Source organism: Bradyrhizobium sp. WSM4874, from assembly GCF_055811835.1.
Genome location: NZ_JBVVPR010000037.1, coordinates 16,683 through 38,528, shown reverse-complemented (window position 1 = coordinate 38,528; position 21,846 = coordinate 16,683). Strand labels below are relative to the sequence as shown.

Annotated in this window: 25 protein-coding genes and 1 pseudogene; 7 read left to right on the top strand and 19 right to left on the bottom strand. The window is 59.4% G+C overall.

The features are described from left to right. The first annotated feature begins 45 nt into the window (after nucleotides 1–45). Nucleotides 46–597: a serine O-acetyltransferase gene (locus tag AC0L3P_RS29510; protein WP_473307396.1), complete on the top strand. Its 552-nt coding sequence runs from the start codon at nucleotides 46–48 to the stop codon at nucleotides 595–597. 225 nt (nucleotides 598–822) lie between these two features. On the opposite strand, the gene AC0L3P_RS29505 is transcribed toward AC0L3P_RS29510, so the two are convergent. From AC0L3P_RS29505 to AC0L3P_RS29480, 6 genes are all read right to left on the bottom strand, one after another. Then, entirely contained in the window at nucleotides 823–1,539 is a 717-nt protein-coding gene (locus AC0L3P_RS29505) for an FkbM family methyltransferase (RefSeq protein WP_473307393.1), read from the bottom strand. An 84-nt stretch (nucleotides 1,540–1,623) separates the two neighbouring features. Further along, complete coding sequence (locus AC0L3P_RS29500; protein WP_473307391.1) at nucleotides 1,624–1,815, bottom strand: hypothetical protein; 192 nt, start codon at nucleotides 1,813–1,815, stop codon at nucleotides 1,624–1,626. Nucleotides 1,816–2,568: 753 nt separating this feature from the next. Then, nucleotides 2,569–2,841: a hypothetical protein gene (locus tag AC0L3P_RS29495; RefSeq protein WP_473307387.1), complete on the bottom strand. Its 273-nt coding sequence runs from the start codon at nucleotides 2,839–2,841 to the stop codon at nucleotides 2,569–2,571. Between the two features lie 141 nt (nucleotides 2,842–2,982). Then, on the bottom strand, nucleotides 2,983–3,186 hold the full coding sequence (locus AC0L3P_RS29490; RefSeq protein WP_473307385.1) for a hypothetical protein: 204 nt from the start codon (nucleotides 3,184–3,186) through the stop codon (nucleotides 2,983–2,985). Between the two features lie 81 nt (nucleotides 3,187–3,267). Beyond that, on the bottom strand, nucleotides 3,268–3,711 hold the full coding sequence (locus tag AC0L3P_RS29485; RefSeq protein ID WP_354059317.1) for a hypothetical protein: 444 nt from the start codon (nucleotides 3,709–3,711) through the stop codon (nucleotides 3,268–3,270). Nucleotides 3,712–5,229: 1,518 nt separating this feature from the next. Further along, a complete protein-coding gene (locus AC0L3P_RS29480; RefSeq protein WP_473307383.1) occupies nucleotides 5,230–5,445 on the bottom strand; it encodes a hypothetical protein in 216 nt (71 codons plus the stop codon). Nucleotides 5,446–6,423: 978 nt separating this feature from the next. Here AC0L3P_RS29480 and AC0L3P_RS29475 point away from each other — a divergent pair. Further along, entirely contained in the window at nucleotides 6,424–7,065 is a 642-nt protein-coding gene (locus AC0L3P_RS29475) for a hypothetical protein (RefSeq protein WP_473307380.1), read from the top strand. A 458-nt stretch (nucleotides 7,066–7,523) separates the two neighbouring features. Further along, nucleotides 7,524–7,931: a hypothetical protein gene (locus AC0L3P_RS29470; RefSeq protein WP_473307377.1), complete on the top strand. Its 408-nt coding sequence runs from the start codon at nucleotides 7,524–7,526 to the stop codon at nucleotides 7,929–7,931. 131 nt (nucleotides 7,932–8,062) lie between these two features. On the opposite strand, the gene AC0L3P_RS29465 is transcribed toward AC0L3P_RS29470, so the two are convergent. Beyond that, nucleotides 8,063–8,632, bottom strand: a complete 570-nt coding sequence (locus AC0L3P_RS29465; protein WP_473307375.1) for a hypothetical protein — start codon at nucleotides 8,630–8,632, stop codon at nucleotides 8,063–8,065. Nucleotides 8,633–8,654: 22 nt separating this feature from the next. Continuing rightward, nucleotides 8,655–9,620 (bottom strand): site-specific integrase, encoded by a 966-nt coding sequence (locus AC0L3P_RS29460; protein WP_473307372.1) that lies wholly within the window; start codon nucleotides 9,618–9,620, stop codon nucleotides 8,655–8,657. Nucleotides 9,621–9,806: 186 nt separating this feature from the next. Here AC0L3P_RS29460 and AC0L3P_RS29455 point away from each other — a divergent pair, with 186 nt between their 5' ends. The 4 genes and pseudogenes from AC0L3P_RS29455 to AC0L3P_RS29440 all read left to right on the top strand — a co-directional run bounded on the left by AC0L3P_RS29455 (nucleotide 9,807) and on the right by AC0L3P_RS29440 (nucleotide 12,458). Then, nucleotides 9,807–10,025 carry a ribbon-helix-helix domain-containing protein gene (locus AC0L3P_RS29455; RefSeq protein ID WP_473307369.1) on the top strand — a complete coding sequence of 73 codons (219 nt, stop codon included), beginning with the start codon at nucleotides 9,807–9,809 and terminating at the stop codon, nucleotides 10,023–10,025. Nucleotides 10,026–11,339: 1,314 nt separating this feature from the next. After that, nucleotides 11,340–11,435, top strand: a pseudogene (locus AC0L3P_RS29450) (IS481 family transposase); the annotation flags it as partial. A gap of 68 nt (nucleotides 11,436–11,503) precedes the next feature. Beyond that, nucleotides 11,504–11,830: a GcrA family cell cycle regulator gene (locus AC0L3P_RS29445; protein ID WP_473307366.1), complete on the top strand. Its 327-nt coding sequence runs from the start codon at nucleotides 11,504–11,506 to the stop codon at nucleotides 11,828–11,830. Nucleotides 11,831–12,266: 436 nt separating this feature from the next. Beyond that, complete coding sequence (locus AC0L3P_RS29440) at nucleotides 12,267–12,458, top strand: hypothetical protein (RefSeq protein WP_473307363.1); 192 nt, start codon at nucleotides 12,267–12,269, stop codon at nucleotides 12,456–12,458. 93 nt (nucleotides 12,459–12,551) lie between these two features. Here the strand turns inward: AC0L3P_RS29440 and AC0L3P_RS29435 are convergent, their stop codons facing one another. The 11 genes from AC0L3P_RS29435 to AC0L3P_RS29385 form a co-directional block, all read right to left on the bottom strand. Then, nucleotides 12,552–12,818: a helix-turn-helix domain-containing protein gene (locus tag AC0L3P_RS29435; protein WP_473307360.1), complete on the bottom strand. Its 267-nt coding sequence runs from the start codon at nucleotides 12,816–12,818 to the stop codon at nucleotides 12,552–12,554. A gap of 651 nt (nucleotides 12,819–13,469) precedes the next feature. Further along, entirely contained in the window at nucleotides 13,470–13,817 is a 348-nt protein-coding gene (locus tag AC0L3P_RS29430) for a hypothetical protein (RefSeq protein WP_473307357.1), read from the bottom strand. After that, nucleotides 13,814–13,996: a hypothetical protein gene (locus tag AC0L3P_RS29425; protein ID WP_473307354.1), complete on the bottom strand. Its 183-nt coding sequence runs from the start codon at nucleotides 13,994–13,996 to the stop codon at nucleotides 13,814–13,816. The genes AC0L3P_RS29430 and AC0L3P_RS29425 overlap by 4 nt, the downstream gene beginning before the upstream one ends. A gap of 286 nt (nucleotides 13,997–14,282) precedes the next feature. Next, nucleotides 14,283–14,855 (bottom strand): TetR/AcrR family transcriptional regulator, encoded by a 573-nt coding sequence (locus tag AC0L3P_RS29420; protein ID WP_473307352.1) that lies wholly within the window; start codon nucleotides 14,853–14,855, stop codon nucleotides 14,283–14,285. Between the two features lie 32 nt (nucleotides 14,856–14,887). Next, nucleotides 14,888–15,379, bottom strand: coding sequence for a DUF302 domain-containing protein (locus AC0L3P_RS29415; protein WP_473307350.1), 492 nt, complete (start codon nucleotides 15,377–15,379; stop codon nucleotides 14,888–14,890). A 73-nt stretch (nucleotides 15,380–15,452) separates the two neighbouring features. Continuing rightward, nucleotides 15,453–16,919 carry an amidase family protein gene (locus AC0L3P_RS29410; RefSeq protein ID WP_473307346.1) on the bottom strand — a complete coding sequence of 489 codons (1,467 nt, stop codon included), beginning with the start codon at nucleotides 16,917–16,919 and terminating at the stop codon, nucleotides 15,453–15,455. A gap of 327 nt (nucleotides 16,920–17,246) precedes the next feature. Then, on the bottom strand, nucleotides 17,247–17,603 hold the full coding sequence (locus AC0L3P_RS29405; RefSeq protein ID WP_473307342.1) for a hypothetical protein: 357 nt from the start codon (nucleotides 17,601–17,603) through the stop codon (nucleotides 17,247–17,249). Beyond that, nucleotides 17,600–17,869: a hypothetical protein gene (locus tag AC0L3P_RS29400; protein ID WP_473307338.1), complete on the bottom strand. Its 270-nt coding sequence runs from the start codon at nucleotides 17,867–17,869 to the stop codon at nucleotides 17,600–17,602. Before AC0L3P_RS29400 ends, AC0L3P_RS29405 begins: the two co-directional genes overlap by 4 nt. Before the next feature lie 368 nt (nucleotides 17,870–18,237). Beyond that, a complete protein-coding gene (locus AC0L3P_RS29395) occupies nucleotides 18,238–21,108 on the bottom strand; it encodes a DUF927 domain-containing protein (RefSeq protein WP_473307335.1) in 2,871 nt (956 codons plus the stop codon). Next, complete coding sequence (locus AC0L3P_RS29390; protein WP_473307333.1) at nucleotides 21,108–21,335, bottom strand: hypothetical protein; 228 nt, start codon at nucleotides 21,333–21,335, stop codon at nucleotides 21,108–21,110. The genes AC0L3P_RS29395 and AC0L3P_RS29390 overlap by 1 nt, the downstream gene beginning before the upstream one ends. Then, nucleotides 21,332–21,613, bottom strand: a complete 282-nt coding sequence (locus tag AC0L3P_RS29385) for a winged helix domain-containing protein (RefSeq protein WP_473307331.1) — start codon at nucleotides 21,611–21,613, stop codon at nucleotides 21,332–21,334. Before AC0L3P_RS29385 ends, AC0L3P_RS29390 begins: the two co-directional genes overlap by 4 nt. Between the last annotated feature and the right edge of the window lie 233 nt (nucleotides 21,614–21,846).

Sequence of the window (21,846 nt, the reverse complement as noted above, 5' to 3'; positions counted from 1 at the left end):
AGATCGGATTAACAAGGGTGAGGTGTTAAAGGAAAGCCCGCCTCGATGAGACTTCTCAGGATCGCCGCCTCTGCCCTCAGCTTCATGATGTACCGTTTTTCAAACCGGAGGTCGGTAGTTGAACAAGACATCGAGCAATGGCGCATCAAGCTTCGCATGAGCCGGAGCGGTGCCGGCGCCTTCTTCTCCCTGATGAAGCTGCCGGAGTTCAGAAGCCTGTTAGCTTATCGGATTCCGGTGAGCAAATTGACGAATTGGCTGATGGGGGCCGGTTCTCCGGCGCTCTACATCTACACTGACAATATCGGGCCGGGCTTCTTTATCCAGCATGGGTTTGCAAGCATCATCCAGGCGAGGTCGATCGGCCGGAACTTCCACGTCAACCAGCAGGTCACGATCGGGTACAACGGTCCGAACAAGATGCCGGTGATCGGCGATAACGTTAGCATCAGGGCCGGCGCCAAGGTGATCGGGGATATCATGATAGGCGACAACGCCGTGGTCGGCGCGGGCGCAGTAGTGACCAAAAACGTCCCGCCAAATTGTATTGTTGCTGGCGTGCCGGCTCGTGTGATCCGAGAGAACGTGCGGCTCTAGTTCAATCCACAGGGCGCGCCGATGATCGTCCAGCATTGATGTTCCCCAGTTTGTTCGATCCGGCTGAGGCGCGTGTTCAATGTCTCGGAACGGGCGTTAAAGCCCACTTCCTTCAGGGACTTCGCTAGTCGGGAGGAGCCTCGGTCGGGCCGACTGCCCAATAGAAGAGACCAGCAGCGACCGCGATGGCGAGGATCGAACCTGCGAAACTGTAAACGACAATCATCATCTTGAATCGCTCCCAACAAGGTTCGGTGAAATAAAAATCGCGTTCACTCGGCGCAAGCTCGGCTTGCCAGTGATCCACTCGGGAGTCTGTTCGTAAAGCCCGAACAGGCGATAGCCAAACTGTTCGATGAAGGATTGCACTGCTCCGAGGCCGACGTGCAGATTATTATCCGGGTTCATCGAAACCTCAGCTTGGGCGATGTTGATGGCTTTGTCCCGTAGCATGGACTGAGCGCCGCGCAGGACTTCAAGGTCATGGCCCTCGGTATCGATCTTTAAAAAATCGATACAATCGATCGAGTGAGTTCTGCAGAAGCGATCAACGGTATCGACTGGGACAGTCTCGCCCAAGATGTCGCCGGCCAACATGAATCTCTCGGGACTGCCAGCCGAACGGTCGAATCCTGCAATGCCCGCCTCGCTTCCGAGAGCTATGGAGTGGACGACCACGCCGTTCGCCGCTCTCTGGATTGCTTGAGCGAGATCCTTGTTAGGCTCGAAGCAATAAATTCTGGCGTGCGGAAAATGCCTCTTGAACTGCGCGGCAGCCCCGCCAACGTTGGCTCCAACGTCAAAAACGACCGCGATCTTAATGGATGGGAGTCTCCGCCGAATGTCTCTGAATTCATCTACCCCAAAGGAATAGGGCAGAATTCTCGCATCGGTCAGCACATTTGCGGCTTTTGACCGCAAATTGAGAAGAATGTGTTTCAAAACAAGCCCCAGCTCAGAAAGCGGGACCGTATCATAACCCTGAGTTGTGTCCAGCAGTGACGGCCTTGTCCACTGCTTAGGGACTCAGAACTTCCTCAGCAGCCGCGCCGCTTCCTCGGGGGCCAAAACACGCCCCAGCATCTTTTCCGGGATGGCTTTAACCATCTTGGGCTGTAGCTGGTGCGCCTCGACGAACTCCCCTCGAATCCAGCCCTGCTGGCCTTGAGCCTCGCTGTGATGAGGTCGCCAGCCGCCAAAAATGGTGCTCCTCTTCAATCAACCCACGGGTGGCTCGGTGCCGTCGACCTTCGTGCTCTGCGCCCGCGTCGCCATCCTGACGTCGCTCTATGCCAAGGCGGCATGGCCGTTCACTCACGCCCGAACAAACGCTCCATCTCTCCTACCGCAATCGTGCGACCATCATCTGCTTTGACAATCGCCTGGTACATGTAGAGACCTGGATCGCACGGAGCGAACGTGCGGATTGATCCTGCAGAAATGATGCCGCTTGATAGGAGCGCCGTCTCCTGACCTCCAAGGTCCCTGCCGTTTGGCCCTATCAACCGAAGCAAGACCCTTGTGGCACCCGGAGGTACGTTCCGGATTCGAATTTCTGGATTGGCATAGAGAGTGATGCAGCCTCTCGTTCCCTTGAACGAAAAGTCAAGCGTCATCCCGTCGTCAGCAGCCGCTGCACTGACAGTAAAGAACGAGATAATAGCAGCGCAAGCAAGCGAGGGCTTCAAAACAGAACCTCAACAGCAAAGCATCCTCTATAGCTATAACCTTGGATTGCCGTCCAGCGGTTGGCTTAGATTGATGTTCAGGTGTGCGAAATTAACCTGACCAGTCAACCTTAATGGCCTTGTCCGCTCACTGAGGGACGTTGGTTCGTTGTCATCGGGTGATAAGGTCCACTCCCTTGAATGGGCGGAGCGCCTTAGGCGCTGACGCCTCGCGGGAGATGGAATGGCGTAGCCTGTCGCAGCCCGCCAGTCGAAAATTGCGAGTATCGCCGCGAGGATCCCGCTACGGCCGATCATCGTATTTTTCACAGCGTGGATCGCCGCGCTTTACTTGTTCGACCTCATTCAGCGGTGGAATGCATTGCAGGAGCCCGTACAAATCTTGGTACGGTGCCGGGGCGCGGCGGCAAACAGTTGAGCCAACTGGCACCTCAACATACTGACCTGTCATCAATGAGTATGAGCATGGCGGCGGATCGGACGGTTTCTCCTTTTCCTGGGCCAGAACGGACGCAGGTAAAATCAGGGCGACAGCGACGATCGAGATTGCTCGCATGGCAATTATCCCAAATTCTTTGCATCAACCCAGAGTTTAGGACCGCATGACCTGGCTAGCAACGGTCTCTGGTGCCCCGGTTCACTCCCATCAAGCCTGTCGCCCGGCGGTCAGCCAAGCCTCCCGCAGGCGGCAACGCGCTTAACGAGGCGCCTCTGCGTCCCGGACAGCCGCAGCTGCATTCGCGCGATCTGTCGCCTGACCCTCGTGCGATTGAAGCATTGCTTTGAACTGCTCCCTTACACCACCAAGATCATGATTGATTGAGGCATCGCGAACCATGACAAGCGCATCGGTGTGAATGAGCAGTGTGACGGCGACGGCCACCTGAGAAATGATCTTCATGAACGCCTCCTGTAGGAAGCCATCATCTGTCAAACCGAAGTGCGGCCAAACCGCGGCCGTTCACTCCCTCAGGGCTGCGTGCTAACTCCCTGCGGGGCTAAGTTCGGCGGCCGTAGCGGCCGCGGCAGAGCGATCGGTTGCAGCGTGGCCGGAGGTCATTGCAGTAGGGTGGACCTCGACTTCCAGGGTCGAAGAACCGACTTCGTGCCGGTTCTTCCCTGAAATCAGCAGCGTGAACTTGTCGACACTGTTCTGATCATCTGAGCCGCCAGCGAAATATCGAAAGCCTGATCCGACAACAACGAGCCGTCCTTTGCTTGGAGCTTGCACGACCGAGACGTCATAAATCTGCATGTAAGACCAGCGGAGACCCTGGATGCAGTCCTGGCTGGGCGCAATGGTCATGCTCCAGGTCATAGTGTCGGATGCCAATGCAAATGGCGTTCGGTCCTTGACGCACAACGAGCTTGCGCTTGCCGGCTGGCACAGAAAGGCCGCCGTGGCGGCACAGAGCAGGTATTTCATGGCATGTCCCCAAGTCCTGACCCGCACACTATCGGGCAAGCTTTGAGGGGCCGTTCCGACTTTTTCTAAAATTGTCCCTTTCTCAGTCACTCCCTCAGGGTGGGCGGGGGGGCGTCGAACCATCGCCCGCGAGCGCAGTGAAATTGAGCCAGGGATGGTGGCAAGGGCGGAGATGCTAGTGACGACAAATCGATGTCGGCCTCGTCGTGCCGAACAGCAACGCGCCTCGATAACTTCAGCGGCCTGGTGAATCAACATCAACGGTCGTCAAGTCTGTCACGCCGCGAACGACGGTGCCGAACATCGTTTCGGCCGTTACGATCGCGCCGCGGTCGCCTTCCTCGATCGTCATGGACGTTCCTTCGGGAAGCAAAGCGCAACGAAGGATTTTGAGGTCAGGCGGGGAGGAGCCTCGCCGGAGCTGTTCCGTGGCGAAAGCTACGGCGGCCAAGGTGGGGCAAACTAGGGCGCCGTCTGGACGCGCTTTGCCTGTTCGGACGGTCGGAAGAATGCTCTCGGCCAATGTCGCGGTCCCGAGCAGAGCGGCAATTAGGATAGCAATGATATGGGCACGCATAGCGGCATCTTGAACCAAGTGCGGCGTGTCCGTCCATTCCCTTCAGTGGCTTCGCTTGGCCTCGGCCCCCGTTGTAACCCGTCCGCTTTTCTTCAAGGAAGTTATCGCTCCAGAGTCGTGCGTGTGGGGCTTCCCCAGCTTTCTGATGTTTACGCGCTGCCTAAACCTGCTCCTGAGCTCGGTTCGCGGCGGGGTGTAGACCATGCGGAGAGCGAGCGTGCCGAGTTTGATCGATAGGTTTTCCAGAGCAGTTATGAGCAGGCGGCGCATGCGGAGAGGGCATTCCAAGGAGAGATTCGAGTCCGACAACACCAGGTTGTGGACTTCGTTCCTAACCCTCAAGTTCACTCCTCAGGGATGTCGGCTCGCTCCCTTCAGGTCAGCATGCGTCGCCGTCCACTCCTGAGGCGATTGAGATAGCAAGAGGACCCCAGCTTCAGGGCGGTGAAGCTGGGGCTGTCTTTAGGCTGCCCCTTTGGGAAGGCAGCCACCCTTGGCAACGGGCGCCGGGAAAACTACGCAATCGGCAAGTCGTTCCAAGCCCGTTCGTCCGCTGCAATTCCAAGATTGTTGAGGCGCCTCCTTTCAGGAGTTCAGCCTCTGGCCGAGCTTTTTCATCAATCCCCGGAGGTCTGCGGCATCCACAGACGACTAGTTGCCAGCTTCACCTTGTAGGCCCAAGCTATAGATATTTCGTGAGTCGGGGGGATTCATGGCACGAAAGCCGTATGAGAGCATGTCGGTTGAAGAGCTGTGGCGACTCCACACGCTAGTCAATGACGTTCTTGCCGTGAGGCTCGTGGCCAAGAAAGAAGAGCTGGAGCGACGGCTCGGGTTTCTCAACCGAGACGACAACACTCCTTCGCAATAGGCATTGAGCGAGAGAGGCTTGCCGGCTGCTTCCCGCTGGCGGGCCTACTCGTCAGATGCCAAAGCGCCGGCTAGCCGTCTTGGCAGGGAATACCGAAATCGTCACAAGCGAGAGCGAATGACTCTTTTGCTTTTGTATCCTCGAAGCAGAAGCGAGTGCCGACCTCCGCCTGATCGATCCACCAATCGACGTTACTGCCTTTCGCGATGCGGGAGGCTTCGCCGCGTAACAGGTCCAGTTGTCTTCCCGCAGCACGAACGATCAGGCAATTTTTCTCTTTGGACACAATACCTTCTCCATGGCACAGGACGCCGAACTCATTGGTACTAAGCGCGGTGAACACGAGGGCCGCAGCAGGGGGGCTGCTGCTGCGGCCTGCGCGGTCAAAAATTCCGGGTGAAAAGGAAATAGGTGAAATATGCAGCCAGCTCCGGTGCGATGATCGTATTGCAGCATCTCTGGCTCGCAATATGATCTATTTCACAATCGGTAGGCTTCCCGTTTGCCTAGTTTTCCCGGTCACCTATGTTCCAGCCATCACAATTGTTATTTTGGAGTCAGAAGTTCTCTGTGTCCCGTTCGCCCTTTTGTATTTGTTGATACCTCCCGCCCGGTTGTGGTTTGCTACTGTTTCCCAACGACGGGGGCGACATGGACCAGCTCAAGAAAGCACTGGGGCAACTCGACCCCCCGCACTGTCCGAATTGCCACGTCAATATGAGATTGGTCCGCTCTGAGCTGGTGCGAAATACCCCGAAAGGGATCATGGCGCACCTTTTCGTCTGCCCAAACTGCAACCGCGCTCAACGGACCGACACGAAATTCACTCCGGCTTCGCGTCCCGCCTGACAAACTGGCGGCCCCTCGTTTTCGTAACGGGAGGAAGGTAAGGCCGCCTCAGGGCTTAGAGACGGCCCCGGCTTGGGCGCCTTGGGGATTACTGCCGGGGCCGCTCCGCCAGCTCGAAGGAGGGAGCTAGCAAACCCTCCAATTTATCCTCTGCGCGTTCGTTCCTCCAGCGAGCGCTCGATCTCGCAAATTGCGGCGGCCTGCCGCTGCTGAAATCAGGCCGGACCTGAGCCCCTCGGTTGCGCATCCGGCACACACGAAGCGGGGCTCTATATCAGAGAGGCGAACATCGTCCGGCCAACGACGTGTTGATGGGCGTCGCGCGCTCATCCCTGCATCGCATTGAGGGCAACGATCCGGGCTGGATAGACGCAACACCGACTCAAAAGCTGTCCGCGTTCAATGAGAAATCCTGATGTCGGAGGTCGCCCACGCGCCGCCGCGATTCAGGATTCCGCTCCGCGACGCGCATTCCGCGCTTCCTCAAAAGGAGACAGTCATGATGCAGCAGTGTCGTCGATGTGAGCAGAACTTACCGCTGTCAAGCTTCGGTTATGGAGGACGCTCTCGTCCCCGTAAGTTCTGTCACGGCTGCTTCTCCGCTATAGTGAATGGCGAAGTGTTCACCATGAATGCGACCGAAGCAGCCAAGTTCATGGCGAGGCTGGAAGCTGGCCAGTCCCTTCGAATGCTCACGGGCGGCGCCGGCGAACCACCGATTTGCTCGGGGGACGCATTTCGCAGGCATTGCGAATTGAATCCCGAATGGGGTGAGAAGGCCTGCGCTCTTGTGAAAAGCAATGGCAAGTCTCGGATTCTTGAAGGAGTGTACAATCGCACCGTGGCCAGCCGCACCGCCTGCAATCGAGGGCACCCATTGTCCGTCGAAGTCGCCGCAAGAATGCATACTGAGCGGAAATGGGATCATAAGTGGTGCGAAAGCTGCGTCCGCAACTGGAGCGGTGTTGGCCGCTATTTGGCGGAGGACACGACTTTCACCGAGCCGCCGAAGATCGAAGCGCGTCTAACCTTGTCTAAGGGGGTCAGTGCACCTTAGACCCCGATGACGTCGCCCTGATCGAAAAATGGCTCAACCGGGGTGCCTCGTTGAGAAAACTGCTTGGTGAGTATGACACGATTAGGTTGAGGCTCTATCGCAAGAGCAATCCAGCATGGGAGGCTAAGTTCAAGCCAGTCATCACGAGAAATTCCAGACTCGCAACGGCGGCGGGGTCTCGAGGCCATCAAACCCATTGCAAATACGGACACGCCCTCACAGACGACAATGTCAAAGTCGACTCGAGGAATGGTACACGTGCCTGTATTACTTGCCGGCGAGCCTTTATCGGAGCTCCAGTGACGGAGGAGGCCATTAGAACCGTCGAATCCGGTCTCTTAACCGGAATGAGCTTTAAACAACTCACAACCCCGGCTGCTGGCCGTCGGTCGACGCTCTCTTTCTTGCAAGTGCGGACCCTTAGGTTGACACGGCCAGATGTTAATAGGCGCTGGGCCATGGCGGCACGCAATCCATGCACCGTCCGAAGCTTCAGCAGCGTCCATTCAATAGCGCCAATCCGTGGGTTGCCAGTCGAAATCCCATCTGACTTCGTGCGCAATGATATTCCGCTCTATGTGCCGCAAGATCGTGATTATGAGTGGTTGTTCAGCCTCACGCCGCGCTATCTCCAAAAAAGTGCTCGCGAAGATATCGTAGGTGATCTGTGGATTGAACTTTCCGAGCAACGCGTGGATCGCGCCGGCGTCCCGGCCTGTGCGAAGCGCATGATCGCGGCCTACAACAAAGAAAATCCGATGAAGAGTTACGGCGACATTCGCACGCCGCTGCCTCTCGATGCGCCAGCCTATCTGGACGGGACCATGTCGCGCGTCGAGATTGTCGCGGAGAGCCTCTGGGCGTAAACTGAGGAGACCGAAGAGGCCGCCGGTTCAGGCCGGCGGTCTTCCCTTCGACAAGAGCGGCCTCATCTCTAGTAGGGATGTCAAGTAATCGGCTTGAACCGGCGCGATAACTCGGCGGACGCCGCCCTCCGTCACCCCTTCACTGCCAGCACGGCGTGCGCTCCTAGCAAACACCCGCCGATGAACGCAAGAAGGGCACACACAAAGAAAGCAAGGCCGACGATCCGCCAGACATCGGAATGCCCCAGCTTCTTATTTGCCCGATTGTCGTCTGAGGTGGAGCTTGCCCAGCGGGCTTTGTGATCGTCGTGCTCTGGTGGATATCGAAGGGCCGCCATCCGATTAAACTGCGCATTCATCAAGAAGCTATTCGCTTCCGCTCTGCGGGCCATCGTGAAGAAGGCGGCACCCTGAGCGGCCACCACAAATAAGAGTCCCAAGATGAAGGCCGCGGCAGTCCACATCACAGATGCGCCGGGCACCTCGGCCTTGAAGAAAGAAAGGGCCGCTGGGATAGCGACAAGCGCTCCGCCATTTAGATAAGTGAGCGTTTGAAAGCCCTTCTCCGAATAGCTTATCGCCAGCTTTTCATACTCAAGGGATCTATCCCGAAGGGGTTTGATGCGCCGCTCAACTTCCTCGAAGAAGGCATTGTCGATCTGCTGGACACGCTGTCTTAATTCTTCGGGAGTCTCGGTCATGTAAATCCTTACCGCTTTGCCTTCAGAGCAGCCCGGCGCCAGCATGTTCTTTGAATAGCTCCGCCTCCTGGATGTACCCGGCCAGCGTGTCCACCGATTTGTGGCGGCTCACGTCTTTCATTCGGAAGATGGACTTGCCGGCCGCGGCGGAGGAAGTGAGGAAGCCACGGCGAAGCGAGTGGCCGGAGAACACGTCGGCATCAAGCCCGACCCGGCGCGCGTAGGCCTTCACGACAAGGGCAACCGATTGATCGGTCAGACGCTCGGCGCTGACCACCCCCGCTTTATTGATCGGCCGGAAGACCGGGCCCGCGTCGATGCCGGCAGCGTCTAGCCAGTCGCGCAAGGCGACCACGGGACAGGTCTCGGCGGATCCGCGCGCCACGGCGATGGTGACGCCCTCGGCGTCCTGGTCCGTCTTGGACTTTGCAATGAGGACCAGCAGCCCTTCTGGCGTCTCCTCGAGATGCTCAACGTCGAGTGCGACGAGCTCGGAGCGGCGAAATGCACCGCCGAACCCCAAGAGCAACAGCGCGCGGTCGCGCTTGCCGGCAATGGTCGCGGGACACGCGGCAACCATGGCCTTGATACGGCTCGCCACGGCCGGCGCCTTCTTGACCTTCGCAGCGCCAATGGTGCGCCGGATGCCGCGGAGCGTCGCCTTGACCGCCTCACTGTCCGTAGGCGTCGGCAGGGACGCGAGCTTGTGCGCGTACCGGATCGCGGCAAGGCGCCGGCCGAGCGTGGATGCCTTTGCGCCTTCATGGACGCCGTGCGCCAGATAAGCCGCCACAGTTTCAGGAAGCGCCGGCAGGGCGCTGGCGCCCTTCTCCTGGCAGTAGGACCGGAACAGCCGAAAGTCGGTCTCATAGGCCCTTCGCGTAGCTGGCGCTTTCTCTGCCTTGGCATAAGAGACGGCCGCGGCCAGGTCGGGGGCGATGGTGGCCGGCAGACTGACGGGCTCGGCAAGCACGGGAACGGAAGTCATTGCTTGAGTTCCATAGGTAGTGAGAAGAAACATTATCAATACCTATGTGATATTGTGTTATCACGCAAGCACCAAGACGTCGTTGCCTTTGATTGTTTGATTTCATTTCAGCGGCCGGCGTCTGTTGATCTTCTGTATCATCAGGCCATGCCGAGCTAGGATCGGCACCCGCACAGAGCCAGCCGTATGCCCCGCAAGAAAGCCAACCGCCCCTCGTCCCGCGATCCTGGGGCATTTAAAGCCTTGATTGTCAGGATGAACCCCGAGGGCTGGCGAGCGCTGCGGATCTTGGCTGCGGAATCCGACACCACGCTAAATGCGCTCGCAATTGAGGCCTTTAACGATCTGCTTCGAAAGAGACACAAGCGGCCGGTCGTGGCAAATCCGCTGATCGAGGCGGACTAGAGAGAACAGCAGTATTTTATTGCCTACACCGCTGATGAAAAAGGGCTTTCAAGAGCTGACTCCCCGCCCGCTGAACTACCATTTCCTACCATTGCACCTTGCCATTTGTTGCCAGGCCCCCGGCGCGCGTAATGCACAGAAACTACGCCAGAGGCGCAATTTGTCCCGCGACGATGTTTTCATTTGTTGTCATCCCGAGGGTTTAGATTTGTCTACATTTGTTTACACGCACCTTGTCATTACTTGTCATCCCGCTCCTAGCGCGCGTGCGCGTACTGGTCCCGAAAGTACGCCAGCGGCGGCGCGTAGCAGCACTGCCATCGCTCCATTTTCAAGATGAGCAGGGCTCTGGAGAACCTGACATTTCTTGATAGAGCGGCCTGTTGTTCTGAAAGGGAAACCTTTGATTTCCTTTCATGAAGTGATTTTACCCCACCCCACTCCGGCGCCGGGGAGATGCTTTCATTTGCTTTAGTTTTTCTCTGATTGATTGAGGCGTGAACTAACTCGAAGGTACTTAGGTCTTTGTCTGTTCAGCCTTCAAGACCGGACTTGGCCAGTTCTGCTTGCGAGTCAGTAACGGCTAGCAGCCGACATTGCTGCGTCTAGCCGATCCTCAGAGAACGGGTTCGTCAGAAGCGCCCGCGAGCAGCGCGGGCATCGCCAGCTGTCGATTGGAAACGCAAACAAGAATGGCCCCAGCTCCGAGGGTTTGGGGGAAGCTGGGGCACGATGTTACCCACTTTGGGGCCGCGTGCCGGGAACACTCGGTAATCGGCGAAGCGTGTCCAAACGCCGCACCGTCGCCTTCCGACGAAGCCGACGGGCGGCTAAAGTTGGCGTGCCACAACTTCAAACAGATGAACGGGCTGGGGAAACTGGAAAAGGCGTATGCCGCGATGGCGCTCGCGAACGGGACGGAGCGGTTTGGACGGTGATCAGTACGCTCCGCTCCGCTTCGCGCACGCGGGCCCGAAGACACTCCAGTTCGGACAATTGAGACGTAAGCTGTTCTAGACGCTCATGCAGCCGCACAGTGGCGTCAGCCGCTGGATCAGGATGTTCACGCATGTCGTGTAACCCCCAACCAAGCCTTAACAAGCTTGGATCACGGCCCGCCGGTGGACCGATCGGGAAAATGATGCAACGGAGACTGAAATCCCCGGATGTTGTTCCAGCAGCTACATATGTGAATCGTATGTTGCTGTTGGAAGCTAATTCGGCGGAGTGCATCAGGCGCCACGCGAAGGTGCAGTCGAGAGCGCAATTCCGCGGCGATGCAGGGCGTACGTTTTGTCGACCTGTCCCGGTGGTCCGAACAAGAGACGCAGCGCTCGCTGGGATTTCGTCCACGTCTGCATAGACGACCATTCCCGCGTCGCCTTCTCCGAGATCAAGTCCGACGAACGGCGGCCGTACGCGAGCCGGACGAAGACTAGATTGACGCGTGTTCGGCCCTCGGTGCTATAATATCCCCCATGGGCTGGGATGCGAAAGACATAGAGCTCCTCACCAGGCTCTGGTCCGCAGGACATAGCGCGGCGCAGATAGCGCGGCGGCTCGGGTGCAGTCGTACGGTCTGCGGCATGCTGACCCGTCAGGGCCTGAAGCGCGGTCACAAGCTGCCCACGGCAAGGCCCAGAATAAGGCCGACCCCGAAGCTGAGGGCTACGTCGTCGGCAGCTTGCGCCGGTCCAGTCGCAAAGAAGGTGTCGCGGAACGCGGCGGAGAGGCAGCAGCCTAAGCAATTCAGCAAGCAGCAGCTTTACGAGATACTGGCTGAAGCGGTCAAAAATACTGGCTAAGAGGTCAACGCGAACGCCGTTGCGCTGCGCTCAGTATTCGGCTCGGCTCGGGAGTTCGGGGGTCGTGCACCATCCCAAGTTCGTCTGCTTCGGCTCACAACCGGCAGTAGGCGCCAACCTAATCGACGTCCGCTTTAGCACTCACAGCAGACGAGACACGTCTTTCAGCGACCTCCAGCTGAGGCCAATAGGGGCCGCTTTGGCGCGGCGCTGTAAACTTCCAGTCTAATTTGAAGAGCGGACGCCCTCGCTTAGGGCGACGAATCCATTCAGACGGACGTGCCTAGACAAACGTGGAAAGTAACGGCTAGTCATTCGCATGGTTTGGATTCCTAATTGGCTGCGACGGGCAGATGTCAGGCTGCGGCCTAGGGCCGGCGCTCAGGTCGACTTACAACCGCTGTCGGAGCGCAGCGGCCGATGGCTGAAGGCGAACTTGTTTCGCTTCCCAGGCGCGGTGTGGTCGCGGAAGCGCGGCTGTGTGGAGCTGTCAGAGGGCGACGTGATCGCGCTGCATCTTGTTGTCGAGCGTATCACGGAAGCCGGTCTGAAGGTGCGGCTGTCGGGGCGCCTTCGCAGCTGGGACGGTGCGTCGCCTGTTTGGACTTTGCTGCTGCGCAAGGGTTAGCGGATCGGGCCCCTGCTGAATCGCACGGCGACGAATGACGGCAGCTTTGATTTCCGTTGATTAAATTCAAACCGCCGCTGGCGCTCCACCCATTCATTTCCGCTCAAGCACGCCGATTACGGCTTTCGGGTTCAGGTGGATCAGTCGAAGCAGGACTAGCGCGGGACCGGTTGGCTTCCTGCGCCCTTGCTCCCAATTGCGAAGTGCCTTGACCGGCACGCCAATGGCGTCCGCGAAGGTCTGCTGCGTCTGTCCAATCCCCGAGGCCATGCGGACCGCCTGCACATTGATCATCTGCGCAGCAGTCCTTTTAGGGGATGAATTAATTACGCCGCTGGCGTCCTGTGTCAGCTCACTCATGGTCTAACTCCGCCTTCTCGCGATGAGAAGATTGGCCTCTGCATGTTTTTCAAGCCCTAGGGCAACCTAACTCCGAACAAGCTGCCGTAAACCAGCATCGCGGACCCGCCCGTAACCGTACAAGCCGCAGTAAGGTAGACAGTTGTGCTGCTGCTGATATTGAGAAAACGAGGTGGGGTTGGGATGATAGCCGTCTGCCCCGTGCCATAAGTCAAATGAGACGCGTTTGAGTTGAGAGATTCAACCGCCTGGGATGTCAGGCTGGTTGAAGCGTGAGTCTCACTATACGCCGTCGTCCCCCGGGCTGAATAGATAACAGTGCCCCAGATAAGCCAGCGGCCTGCGGCAACGCTTTTGCTCGTCACATTGGTTATGACGCCATTCGTCATTGTAGCCGCAGACCCGAAAGCGCGGATGTAGTTGCCTGGCTGATAGGCGTACCCAGATTGTGTCGCAAACGCCTTAGCCCCTGTTGCGATAGCAAGCGATGTTGTGGAGGTGCCACCGTAGCCGGGTCCTGTGGGTCCTAAGGCGCCTTTAGTTGGATCGACACCAAACGTGTAGGAGAGTCCATCTTTTACGAGCGTAAGGGGGCTAGCGACTTGAACGAGTGCGGGAAACTGCGTCCGGAATTTAAGCTTGAATGCCAATTTAGACTCCCTCCACCACGGCAACCGTCCCATCGATTAGATCGACAATGAAGCCGTCGATTGTGACCTTGGCGCCGAGCCGATACGTTCCGGGGCAAAGATTGCGCAAGTCACTATCCTCGAACTGCCACTGGAAGCCCGGGCCGGGCACCGTCACTTTGCCGTTGCCGATCGATGCCATGGCGCGCGGATAGCGGTAGTCATAATCCGAGATGATAACCTCAATATCGAGAGGGCTTACTGCTGTAAGATCCGTCGTGCTGCCGTCGTTCTCATCCACGAGCTCGACGACATCGCTTCGCCACGTTGCTTTGTTGGAGATAACCGCGACTTGGCCCGTGTACATCATGCCGCTCCAGCCAGTTTCCGCACGTCAACGCCATCAGCACCAAGGCGCACGATGACGGACTGGCGCACATATTCCGATTTGGATTGGCACTTTCGTCGAGCTGCCGCGTCGATCGCTTCCAACAGGCCGGTCGGCACCCGAAATTGCACCAACTGTTCGAATTTTACGGCGTCGTCCATCTCTCGTCCTCATGCAATCTGCATGAGATTGTCAGTAAGAGAGATGAATCAGCGGCACCATTCCAAGGCTGCGGGGGTTGCGCGTTTAATGGAAGCTGCGAACTTTCCGGGGGCAGCTGGTCTGCTCATCAGCTTAAGGCTCACGTATCTCACAGCCGCCCTGACGTCGCTGATGCGCCAGAAGGAGACATGGCCCGCGGTTAGCGGTCAGTCCGGAGTGTCACGGCTCGTTGCGGTGGCGCGGAAAGTCTTTCCGCACCTCTCCGCCCTTCCTAATCTAGCAAGATCAAACTCGCGCCAAGTGCAACGCGGCCTCAACGCCGCCTTCCATGATCTGCTCCGCCTGGACAGTGTCGGGGACGGCCCGCGCGAACTGGAGGGTGCCTACCATGAGGCCGAAGATGGCGGTCGCGCGGCGGCGACTCGCTGCAGAATCGGCATCCGGAAGTAGTGCGGCCAGAGACGAAACGTAGCTTCGCAGCGCTTTCTCGTAATCTTTCCTGGTGGACAGGGGCTGTCGGGCGATTTCCGGGAGCAACGCCGCCGAAGGGCACCCTTCCGCCGGGTCTTCGAGGTGAGCGCGGTTGAGGTATCTCCGAATCGCCCCCTCGAGGGCCAGGCCCCTCTGCTGATCTTCATCGAGCCGATGTTGCTGGTCTCCGAGCGCGCTCGCCAGCGCCTCGCGGACGAGCGCTTCCTTAGACTCGAAGTGCGGGGAGAAAGCCCCTTTGGTCAGGCCAGCCTCGCCCATGATTCCGGCGATCCCGGCGGCGCAGATGCCGTCTCGGCGCACGCACTTCGACGCCACATCGACGATGTGCCGTCGCGTCGCTGCCTTATGACCTTTCTCGAAACGCATCTTCTCTTCACTCCATTAATGTCCTGCAGACCTTACGCTGCAGCCGCTTCCAACAAGGCCTGGAGGTCGCGATCAAGCTTATGGGCCACTGCATCGACATCATCGCTGCCAAACTGACCGAAAACGGATGCTGGTCGATCATATTCAAATGCGACGCCGCCATCGTCATCCTCGCGCAGCAGGACGCGGATGGGTGCATAGAGGCCGGCCGACAATTGGTGGCGGGTCATCTTGGATGCGGTGAGCGGATTTCCGATATCGAACTGGATGGATCGGCGCGTCAGCCCAGCAATAGCCAGGAGCGCTCCGTGGTCACGCTGACCGAAAATGGTGAGCGGCGGACATGCCTCCAACTCTCGAAACGCCCGCGTGCTTTCACCATATCGCAGGAGAGTGAAGATCCCGTCATCGATGCGGGGTGCCAAGGTCGCGAGCCTGACCCGAACGTCCTCGAAAGATTTTGTTGACCGGATGGTGACGTGCTCGACCGGAATGACACGCGTTGAGTACAGCGCATTGGCCATCTGTTGATCCTCTAATTGGTTGTCGTTGTTTGCAGGTGGCCCCTTCGCTTCGCGTAGCAAAGGGGCCACGACGTTAGATCGTCCTCGATCTGGCGCCCAAGATGCCTTCGATGCCGCGGGCAAGGTTTAGAAGCCCCCGGTCGCTCCCCAAGGGGGCATCCAGCTCGAGCCCAATCGGCAGCCCCGCGTGAGACAAGCCAACAGGAAGGCTGATACCGGGCAGCCCCACGCTGCTTGCCGACACGGTGTGGTTCGCCAAAGCGAGGTAGCTGACTTCCTGCCCCGCGATATGAACGGTCGCCTGCTCCTCGATCAGAGGCGCCGTGCAGGGGGTGGTCGGCTGCAGAATGACCTGCGCCCCATGAGAGATGAACGCCGTGTCGAGCCGGCGCTGGATTTCCGGCCGGCTCACGTCGAGTGCCGTTTGATAAGCCTCTGCCGAAGTCGCACCTGCACCACTCGGCAGTACGATGTGCCCCCACGCCTGCCGAAGTTGCGGCTTGAGACCCTCATAGATCGCCTCGAACGTGGTCGGAATGTCATGGCGGCGCAGGAAGTCCGAGATTGCGCCCATCGTCTCATGAGCGAAGATGCCCCACGTCGTGGTTTGGACGAGGGAATTGAAATCGTCGCCAAGGTCTACTTCAACGACCTCGGCGCCGGCGTCCTGCAACTGCCGAACCGCCTCGCGGAAGCGGGTCTCGACGTCCGAATCCACCAGATCCAGGAACTGTCGCGGCGCAAAGGCCAGCCGGGCTCCCTTCAGGCCGTGGCCGTGATCGGATAACTTTGCATCCCGTTCACCAATCACGATTTGATCCACCAAACTGCAGTCCTCGACACTGCGGGCAAATACGCCAGTCGTGTCGAGCGTGTGAGAGATTGGAGCAACGCCGTTGCGCGGCCAGCGCCCGGTGGTGGGTTTGAAGCCCACGACGCCGCAGAATGACGCGGGCACTCGGATCGACCCGACGGTGTCACCGCCCAACGCGGCGGGGACGATGCCCGCGGCCACGGATGCGGCCGAGCCGCTCGAGGAGCCTCCGGACACGCGATCCCGTGCGTGCGGATTCTTCACTTGGCCGTAACGTGCGTTGTGACCGGTCAAGCCGTACGACATCTCGACGAGGTTGTTCTTGCCGAACACCAAGGCGCCCGCACCCTTGATGGCCCGGACACCGTCGGCATCTTCGCGCGGCACGAAATGAGCGAGTCCTTCGAGGCCCAGGCTGGTAGGTAGCCCTTTCGTCAAATAACTGTCCTTCACCCCGAACGGCACGCCAAGGAGCGGGGCCGTCGATCCGGCCGCTCGCGATTTGTCCGCGTCCCTCGCGGCCGCCAGCACGCCGGCCTCGTCGATGGTGATGAAGGCGTTCAGCTCGGCAAGCGCTCGGGCGCGCTGCAAAAGCGCTGCGGTATAGGCCTCCGAGGTGATGTCGCCGTTGCGAACCGCTGCTGCAGCGGCTGCGAGCCCAAGCGAGGTGAGATCTGTGGTGTCTCGCGATGCAATCTGGCGTGAAGTGGCGGTCGTGTCGTCCATGAAATCCTCGCAAAGAGCTGTTTGGCGGCATCCTGCTGCCGCCAAACAGCGGCTAAGCTCAGTGCCATTACGGTCATAATATTAAATTACGATCGTACTTCAATCGTAATTTTCGAGTCCATGCTGTGTTGCCGGACACATGCTCGTGAAGTGCCGATGACACCGTTGATCGAGGGAGCAATCAACCGTTCGACGAATGACCATCAGTGACGCAGGGCCTGAACACAGCCTCTATTCGCGCCTTCAACCCGAGGCGTGATTGCCGGCCTACGTCATGCCGAAGCAGGGGCGGCGTTGGTCAGGCCGAGCAGATGACTTCTGCATGGGTCACAGGCTGTTTTCGCGGATCTGCCGGCGCATGTCCGCTCTGCCACGGCTTGCGGAAGGTTTTGGCAGAGGCAAGCCGAACCGTTCAAAGTACTGAGCAACTGCCGGGATCGAATGGCTGCCGGAATGATACGCCGCGAGCGCCACCATGTCGCCGTCCAGGAACATCGCAAGAGCAACCTGGCTGACGACCCAAACGCCGCCTCCGACACGACGCCCAAGACCATGCTGAGGGCACCAGTTCCGGATCGTTGTTTCAGACTTTCCAGCCCGCTTGGCTGCCACAGCTAGACTGATCCCCTCGCGAGGATCATAGGGGATCAGGACAACAAAATTTGTCTCTTCGGCCCCCCTCATGCGAGCACCTTTGAAATCAGAACGGCACCCGTCGCGTCATGTCGCCGGTAGGTCAGATGCGCGCCCGTCCTACGATGGATCGATGCCGAGGACACGGTGATGACTGGCACGGCACCGCCCTGGATCAGGAACAGAAATCCCATCACGTCGAAGCGCGCGGCCGGCGCGAGGGGGTGAACGCCAAACAGGTCAAGGGCTGTCCAGCCCATCGAGTGTGCCGCGTGCCCCCATCTAGAGAGGAAGTTTTCAGCGTCACCGAGGAGCATGTCCCACCGCTCCGGGCTCATCCAATCGGGACAATTCCGCTGCTCTAGTTCTCCCAAAATTGCATGCCATTCTGCTGGCGTACCGCCTCTCTCGCCGTCATCCTCGCCCCCTGCAAAACTAGTGGTCCCACTGGTCCCACTGGTCCCACATGCGTTAAGTGATTGATCGATTGCACATTTGCCGGGACCACTCACTGCGCCGTGATGGGACCAGTCGTTTTCAACTGGTCCCATCTCTTTGCGCCGACTGGTCCCAGGTTTTTCCTGTCGGTTGAACGGCTTGCTCGGGGTGGGACCAGTGGGACCACTGGGACCAGTCTTTTTCAGCAGGTCGAGCACGTGAGAGGTGAAGTCCGGAAAGCTATGCGTCATTCGCCGTCCTCCAGGAGCTGCGAGACGATGTGATAGAGGCGCAACTGACCGTGACCGGGCACTCGAACGTGCTTCGCGCGGCGTGCTGGATCGGGAGCGTCCATGTAGCCCTTGGTCGCCAGTGTGGCCGCCAGCCGGCGAGCATCGAGACCGCGGCAAACCTCTTCCTTCCAGGCAGTGGTTGTGACGAAGTAGTCCCAGCCGTCTCCGACCTTTTGGCGATAACCGGCCACATCGCGTGGGTGGATGCGCGTGTCCTGGTCAGCCTCCCATGCGGGAATGAAACGGGCCATACCGTTCGCGAGCAGGAATGAACGCACCTGCTCCAGACCGTCCTGAACCTCTGCCGCATCATGACCGCCACGGGCAGCCAGCCAGTCGTTGAAACATCTGCCCGCTGCAGCAATGGCCTCGCCGGGCTTCCAAGGCACGATGCCGCGCTGCTGCGCCAACTCGCCGCCAACTGCGACCAGTGCGAAGCGCTGGGCCACTCGCTCGATTTGGCCGTCCGCGCCCTTCGGGACGTATTGGCTGCTGAAAGCCGTCATGATCGGCATAATCTGCCGGCGAAGATCCTCAATCGCTGGCACGATCGACCCAAGGTAATGCCGGGCCGCGACACCATAGTGTTGCTGTGTCGCCGTTCGCAGATGGCGGGCGAGTGCTTCGGCGCTCTCGAACCCGTGCAGGTTTTCGAACATGCCCATCCCGGCGCCAGCATCGGCGGCTATGTCGACAATGCGAACCTGCTGACCGGCTGCTATCCGCTTGCCCCGTCCATCCTCCGCCACCTTATCGGCGAGGCCGATTTCGCCGGACGAGAGGAACAGGACGCGCCACTTTGCGGCCCGTCGCGCAGATCCATCGCGCGTGCTTCGCGATTTGCCCGAGCCATTGGCCAACATATAAGCGGCTTCTCCGGCATCCTTCGCCGCGAGCTGCGAGAGCTCGTCCAGGCAAAGGACGGTATCCGAATGGCTGAGCGCAATGCCTTCCAGCCCGTTGGCTGTTGCTCGCCACGACCGAACGAAGCCATTTGCATCACCACCACCCCAGACACTCCCCGCGACATGCAGGGCTGTGCTCTTGCCTGTTGAACTCGCGCCTTTGAAATGAAGGCCGCCGCCCTCGGAGGAACACGGCCCTACCAGCGGCCCGGCAAAGGCTGCTGAGATGGCGACGACCAGGCGACTGTTGCCACTGGCATAGCGGGCCACGTTCTGCTGCCAGCTCTCGAGCGTGCCGCCTTGTCGGAACGAATGTTCGTGAGCGGTGACGCTCTGCAACAGCAACTGGTCACGCTTGTCGTTTGCGAAGCAATCATCCGGCAGGACGAACGAATTGCTATGCCAGCCCACGCGCTGAGTTGCCCTCGCACGATTTGGGCTGCGCACCTGGAGCAGGAACGAGTTAAAGAGACCGCGCGCGGTCTGGCTTGGGGCAATAAAAAATCCGCCTTCCATCAACGCCCGGCGAGCCTCCGAGCCGTCACCGGCAAGCGTAGCGCGCGGCAACGCAAATTGGTGTTCCCGGTCGTCGTGATCCTTCCACCGCAGCAGCACGCCCCAATTGGAGCCGTCACCGTCCCGTGTCTCGGCCACAATGTCGAAGTGACCGGCAATCAAGATTGCAGGCTTGTCCAAGTCATCGGGGTTCTGATGCATGAGGCCGCGATCGGAGAAGCTGTAGCCGAGCGGCAACTGCTTCTTTTGCTCGGCACGGCCGGCGATATGCTCCTCGTTCGCTTCCTCGCCGGCGCCGAACCAAGCCCCATCGTTCGACTTCTCTTCTTGGGCTGGCTCCTCGGCCTTCCAATGAGAAACCGCCTCAATCAAAGCTGAAAGATCCGCGCTGGTCTTGCCGGTCGCGAGCCAGTCCGACACGTCACCGCCCTTCGGAGTGTCCGGGAAGTGCAGCACACGGACGCTTGCGGCAACGCCGTGAGCCATGGCCGCCTTTTCTTCAGCGTGCTTTCTGCCGGCGTCGTCGTTGTCGGCCAAGATGACTAGGTGGCGTCCCCGCACATATTCGGCGCAACCGCCCGGCAACCCGTCGCCAGTCCCGCCGAACGTGAAAGCGCTGAATGACGCCTTCGCCAGCGTGTCCACGTCCTTTTCGCCCTCCGGCCACAGCAGCGGCGCCTCGCCGCCGAACGGATCCGAGCCGGAGAAGTAAGGCACATGCTCGAAGCCCTCCGGCTTGCGATACTGCCAGCCCGTCCGCCCGTCCGTGTCGGTCACCCGAAACACATTGAAAGCGTTGCCGTCCTTGCGAAGGATTTTCAGCCGAACGGGGACACCGCCCCGGCAATAGCTGTGCCGTCGCTTCTCATCGTCGCGAATGCGCGGGCCTTCGTCGCCGGCCACAACGAAGCGCGGCTTGCCATCCTGGTCTGGTTGAGTGCGAGGTGGAAACGAGGCCGGAGCGCCGCGCGCGCCGCTCGGCTCAGCGGCAACCTTGTCCGCCCCCCTGTTGTCGTGCTTCCGGGCTGACCGCATGTTGCCGGTCAGGGTTGATGAACCCTGGGCCGGCCTCACATTCAACAGTGTCTGAAGGTCGCGCGCTGCGTCCAGCTTGGATTTGCCCTCCACATAAGCGACCAAGTCGATCGCATCGCCGCCCTTGTCCCCGGTCGCGAAGTCGCTCCAAACCCCGTTGTTCATGTTCACCTTGAAGCTGCCAGGACGGCCGTCGGGACGGGTCGGATTTCGCGCTATCCATTCAGCGCCGGATCGGTAGCCACCCGGCAGCAGCTTCGGAACGATGAAGTCGAGCGCGCCAAGGGCGGCCGAGCTCACCGCACTGAAGTCCACCCGCTGGGGCCGCGTTGCGGCATGCTCGGCGAAGGCGTTGTTGATCGCGCCCATTAGAAATGTCCTTCGGGTTTTGAGGCCAGTCGTTTGCAGGCGCGCTCTTTTTTTCGAGCGTCGTCGATGGCTTGGGCAGCGTCTCCCCGGGACAGGAAGACGCCGCGCAACTGGTGGCCTGATTGAAGCGATGCCATGAATTTCTTGCGGCCGATTTCGCGGATGAAGCCGAGCACCTCACGACCGCAGCAGACAGTCAGCGTTCTCAAGATCAGTGGAGGGCTCATGACGTGCCCTCCATCGGAACAATCTCAATTGCGGTCTCGAGCCGATACCTGCCATGGCTGCCCGGAAAGTCGCCTTTGTGGGCTTCATAGTCCGTTGAAATGCTCAGACCGGCGCGGCGCAGCTTGTAGACGTAGTGACTCCAGCGGGGCGCCGGATGGTCTATAGTCGTGAGGCCTTGAGGCCCTGCATTGACGAGGTGACGAAGCGTCCATGCCTCGCGGCCAGCGAAGGTTTGCAGCGACCCGTCAGGCAGCTTGATCCTGATTTTATCGGTCATCGCTCGGTCGCCCCTCCGATGCCGGCAAGGGCCGCGATCAAATCGGCATGGCCCGGAGGGAGCGAGTATCGGGAAGCGAGGAATTGCCCCGCCCTCGTTGCCGGCTTGCGGACTACAGCCGGGCGCCAGCTAAATAGGGGCAAGCTGGAAAGGTCTTGGATTGGGTGATGTGACTTGCTATGTGTTGGCACAGTTAAAGCCTTTCAAAGGCCCGGTGCGCTCGCTGATCCCGC

Excerpts from the sequence above, each read along its gene's own strand:
- AC0L3P_RS29510 (WP_473307396.1), top strand. The coding sequence starts at position 46 with ATGAGACTTCTCAGGATCGCCGCCTCTGCCCTCAGCTTCATGATGTAC.
- AC0L3P_RS29495 (WP_473307387.1), bottom strand. The coding sequence starts at position 2,841 with ATGCGAGCAATCTCGATCGTCGCTGTCGCCCTGATTTTACCTGCGTCC.
- AC0L3P_RS29490 (WP_473307385.1), bottom strand. The coding sequence starts at position 3,186 with ATGAAGATCATTTCTCAGGTGGCCGTCGCCGTCACACTGCTCATTCAC.
- AC0L3P_RS29485 (WP_354059317.1), bottom strand. The coding sequence starts at position 3,711 with ATGAAATACCTGCTCTGTGCCGCCACGGCGGCCTTTCTGTGCCAGCCG.
- AC0L3P_RS29475 (WP_473307380.1), top strand. The coding sequence starts at position 6,424 with ATGTCGGAGGTCGCCCACGCGCCGCCGCGATTCAGGATTCCGCTCCGC.
- AC0L3P_RS29470 (WP_473307377.1), top strand. The coding sequence starts at position 7,524 with ATGGCGGCACGCAATCCATGCACCGTCCGAAGCTTCAGCAGCGTCCAT.
- AC0L3P_RS29465 (WP_473307375.1), bottom strand. The coding sequence starts at position 8,632 with ATGACCGAGACTCCCGAAGAATTAAGACAGCGTGTCCAGCAGATCGAC.
- AC0L3P_RS29460 (WP_473307372.1), bottom strand. The coding sequence starts at position 9,620 with ATGACTTCCGTTCCCGTGCTTGCCGAGCCCGTCAGTCTGCCGGCCACC.
- AC0L3P_RS29455 (WP_473307369.1), top strand. The coding sequence starts at position 9,807 with ATGCCCCGCAAGAAAGCCAACCGCCCCTCGTCCCGCGATCCTGGGGCA.
- AC0L3P_RS29445 (WP_473307366.1), top strand. The coding sequence starts at position 11,504 with ATGGGCTGGGATGCGAAAGACATAGAGCTCCTCACCAGGCTCTGGTCC.
- AC0L3P_RS29435 (WP_473307360.1), bottom strand. The coding sequence starts at position 12,818 with ATGAGTGAGCTGACACAGGACGCCAGCGGCGTAATTAATTCATCCCCT.
- AC0L3P_RS29430 (WP_473307357.1), bottom strand. The coding sequence starts at position 13,817 with ATGATGTACACGGGCCAAGTCGCGGTTATCTCCAACAAAGCAACGTGG.
- AC0L3P_RS29425 (WP_473307354.1), bottom strand. The coding sequence starts at position 13,996 with ATGGACGACGCCGTAAAATTCGAACAGTTGGTGCAATTTCGGGTGCCG.
- AC0L3P_RS29420 (WP_473307352.1), bottom strand. The coding sequence starts at position 14,855 with ATGCGTTTCGAGAAAGGTCATAAGGCAGCGACGCGACGGCACATCGTC.
- AC0L3P_RS29415 (WP_473307350.1), bottom strand. The coding sequence starts at position 15,379 with ATGGCCAATGCGCTGTACTCAACGCGTGTCATTCCGGTCGAGCACGTC.
- AC0L3P_RS29410 (WP_473307346.1), bottom strand. The coding sequence starts at position 16,919 with ATGGACGACACGACCGCCACTTCACGCCAGATTGCATCGCGAGACACC.
- AC0L3P_RS29405 (WP_473307342.1), bottom strand. The coding sequence starts at position 17,603 with ATGAGGGGGGCCGAAGAGACAAATTTTGTTGTCCTGATCCCCTATGAT.
- AC0L3P_RS29400 (WP_473307338.1), bottom strand. The coding sequence starts at position 17,869 with ATGCTCCTCGGTGACGCTGAAAACTTCCTCTCTAGATGGGGGCACGCG.
- AC0L3P_RS29395 (WP_473307335.1), bottom strand. The coding sequence starts at position 21,108 with ATGGGCGCGATCAACAACGCCTTCGCCGAGCATGCCGCAACGCGGCCC.
- AC0L3P_RS29390 (WP_473307333.1), bottom strand. The coding sequence starts at position 21,335 with ATGAGCCCTCCACTGATCTTGAGAACGCTGACTGTCTGCTGCGGTCGT.
- AC0L3P_RS29385 (WP_473307331.1), bottom strand. The coding sequence starts at position 21,613 with ATGACCGATAAAATCAGGATCAAGCTGCCTGACGGGTCGCTGCAAACC.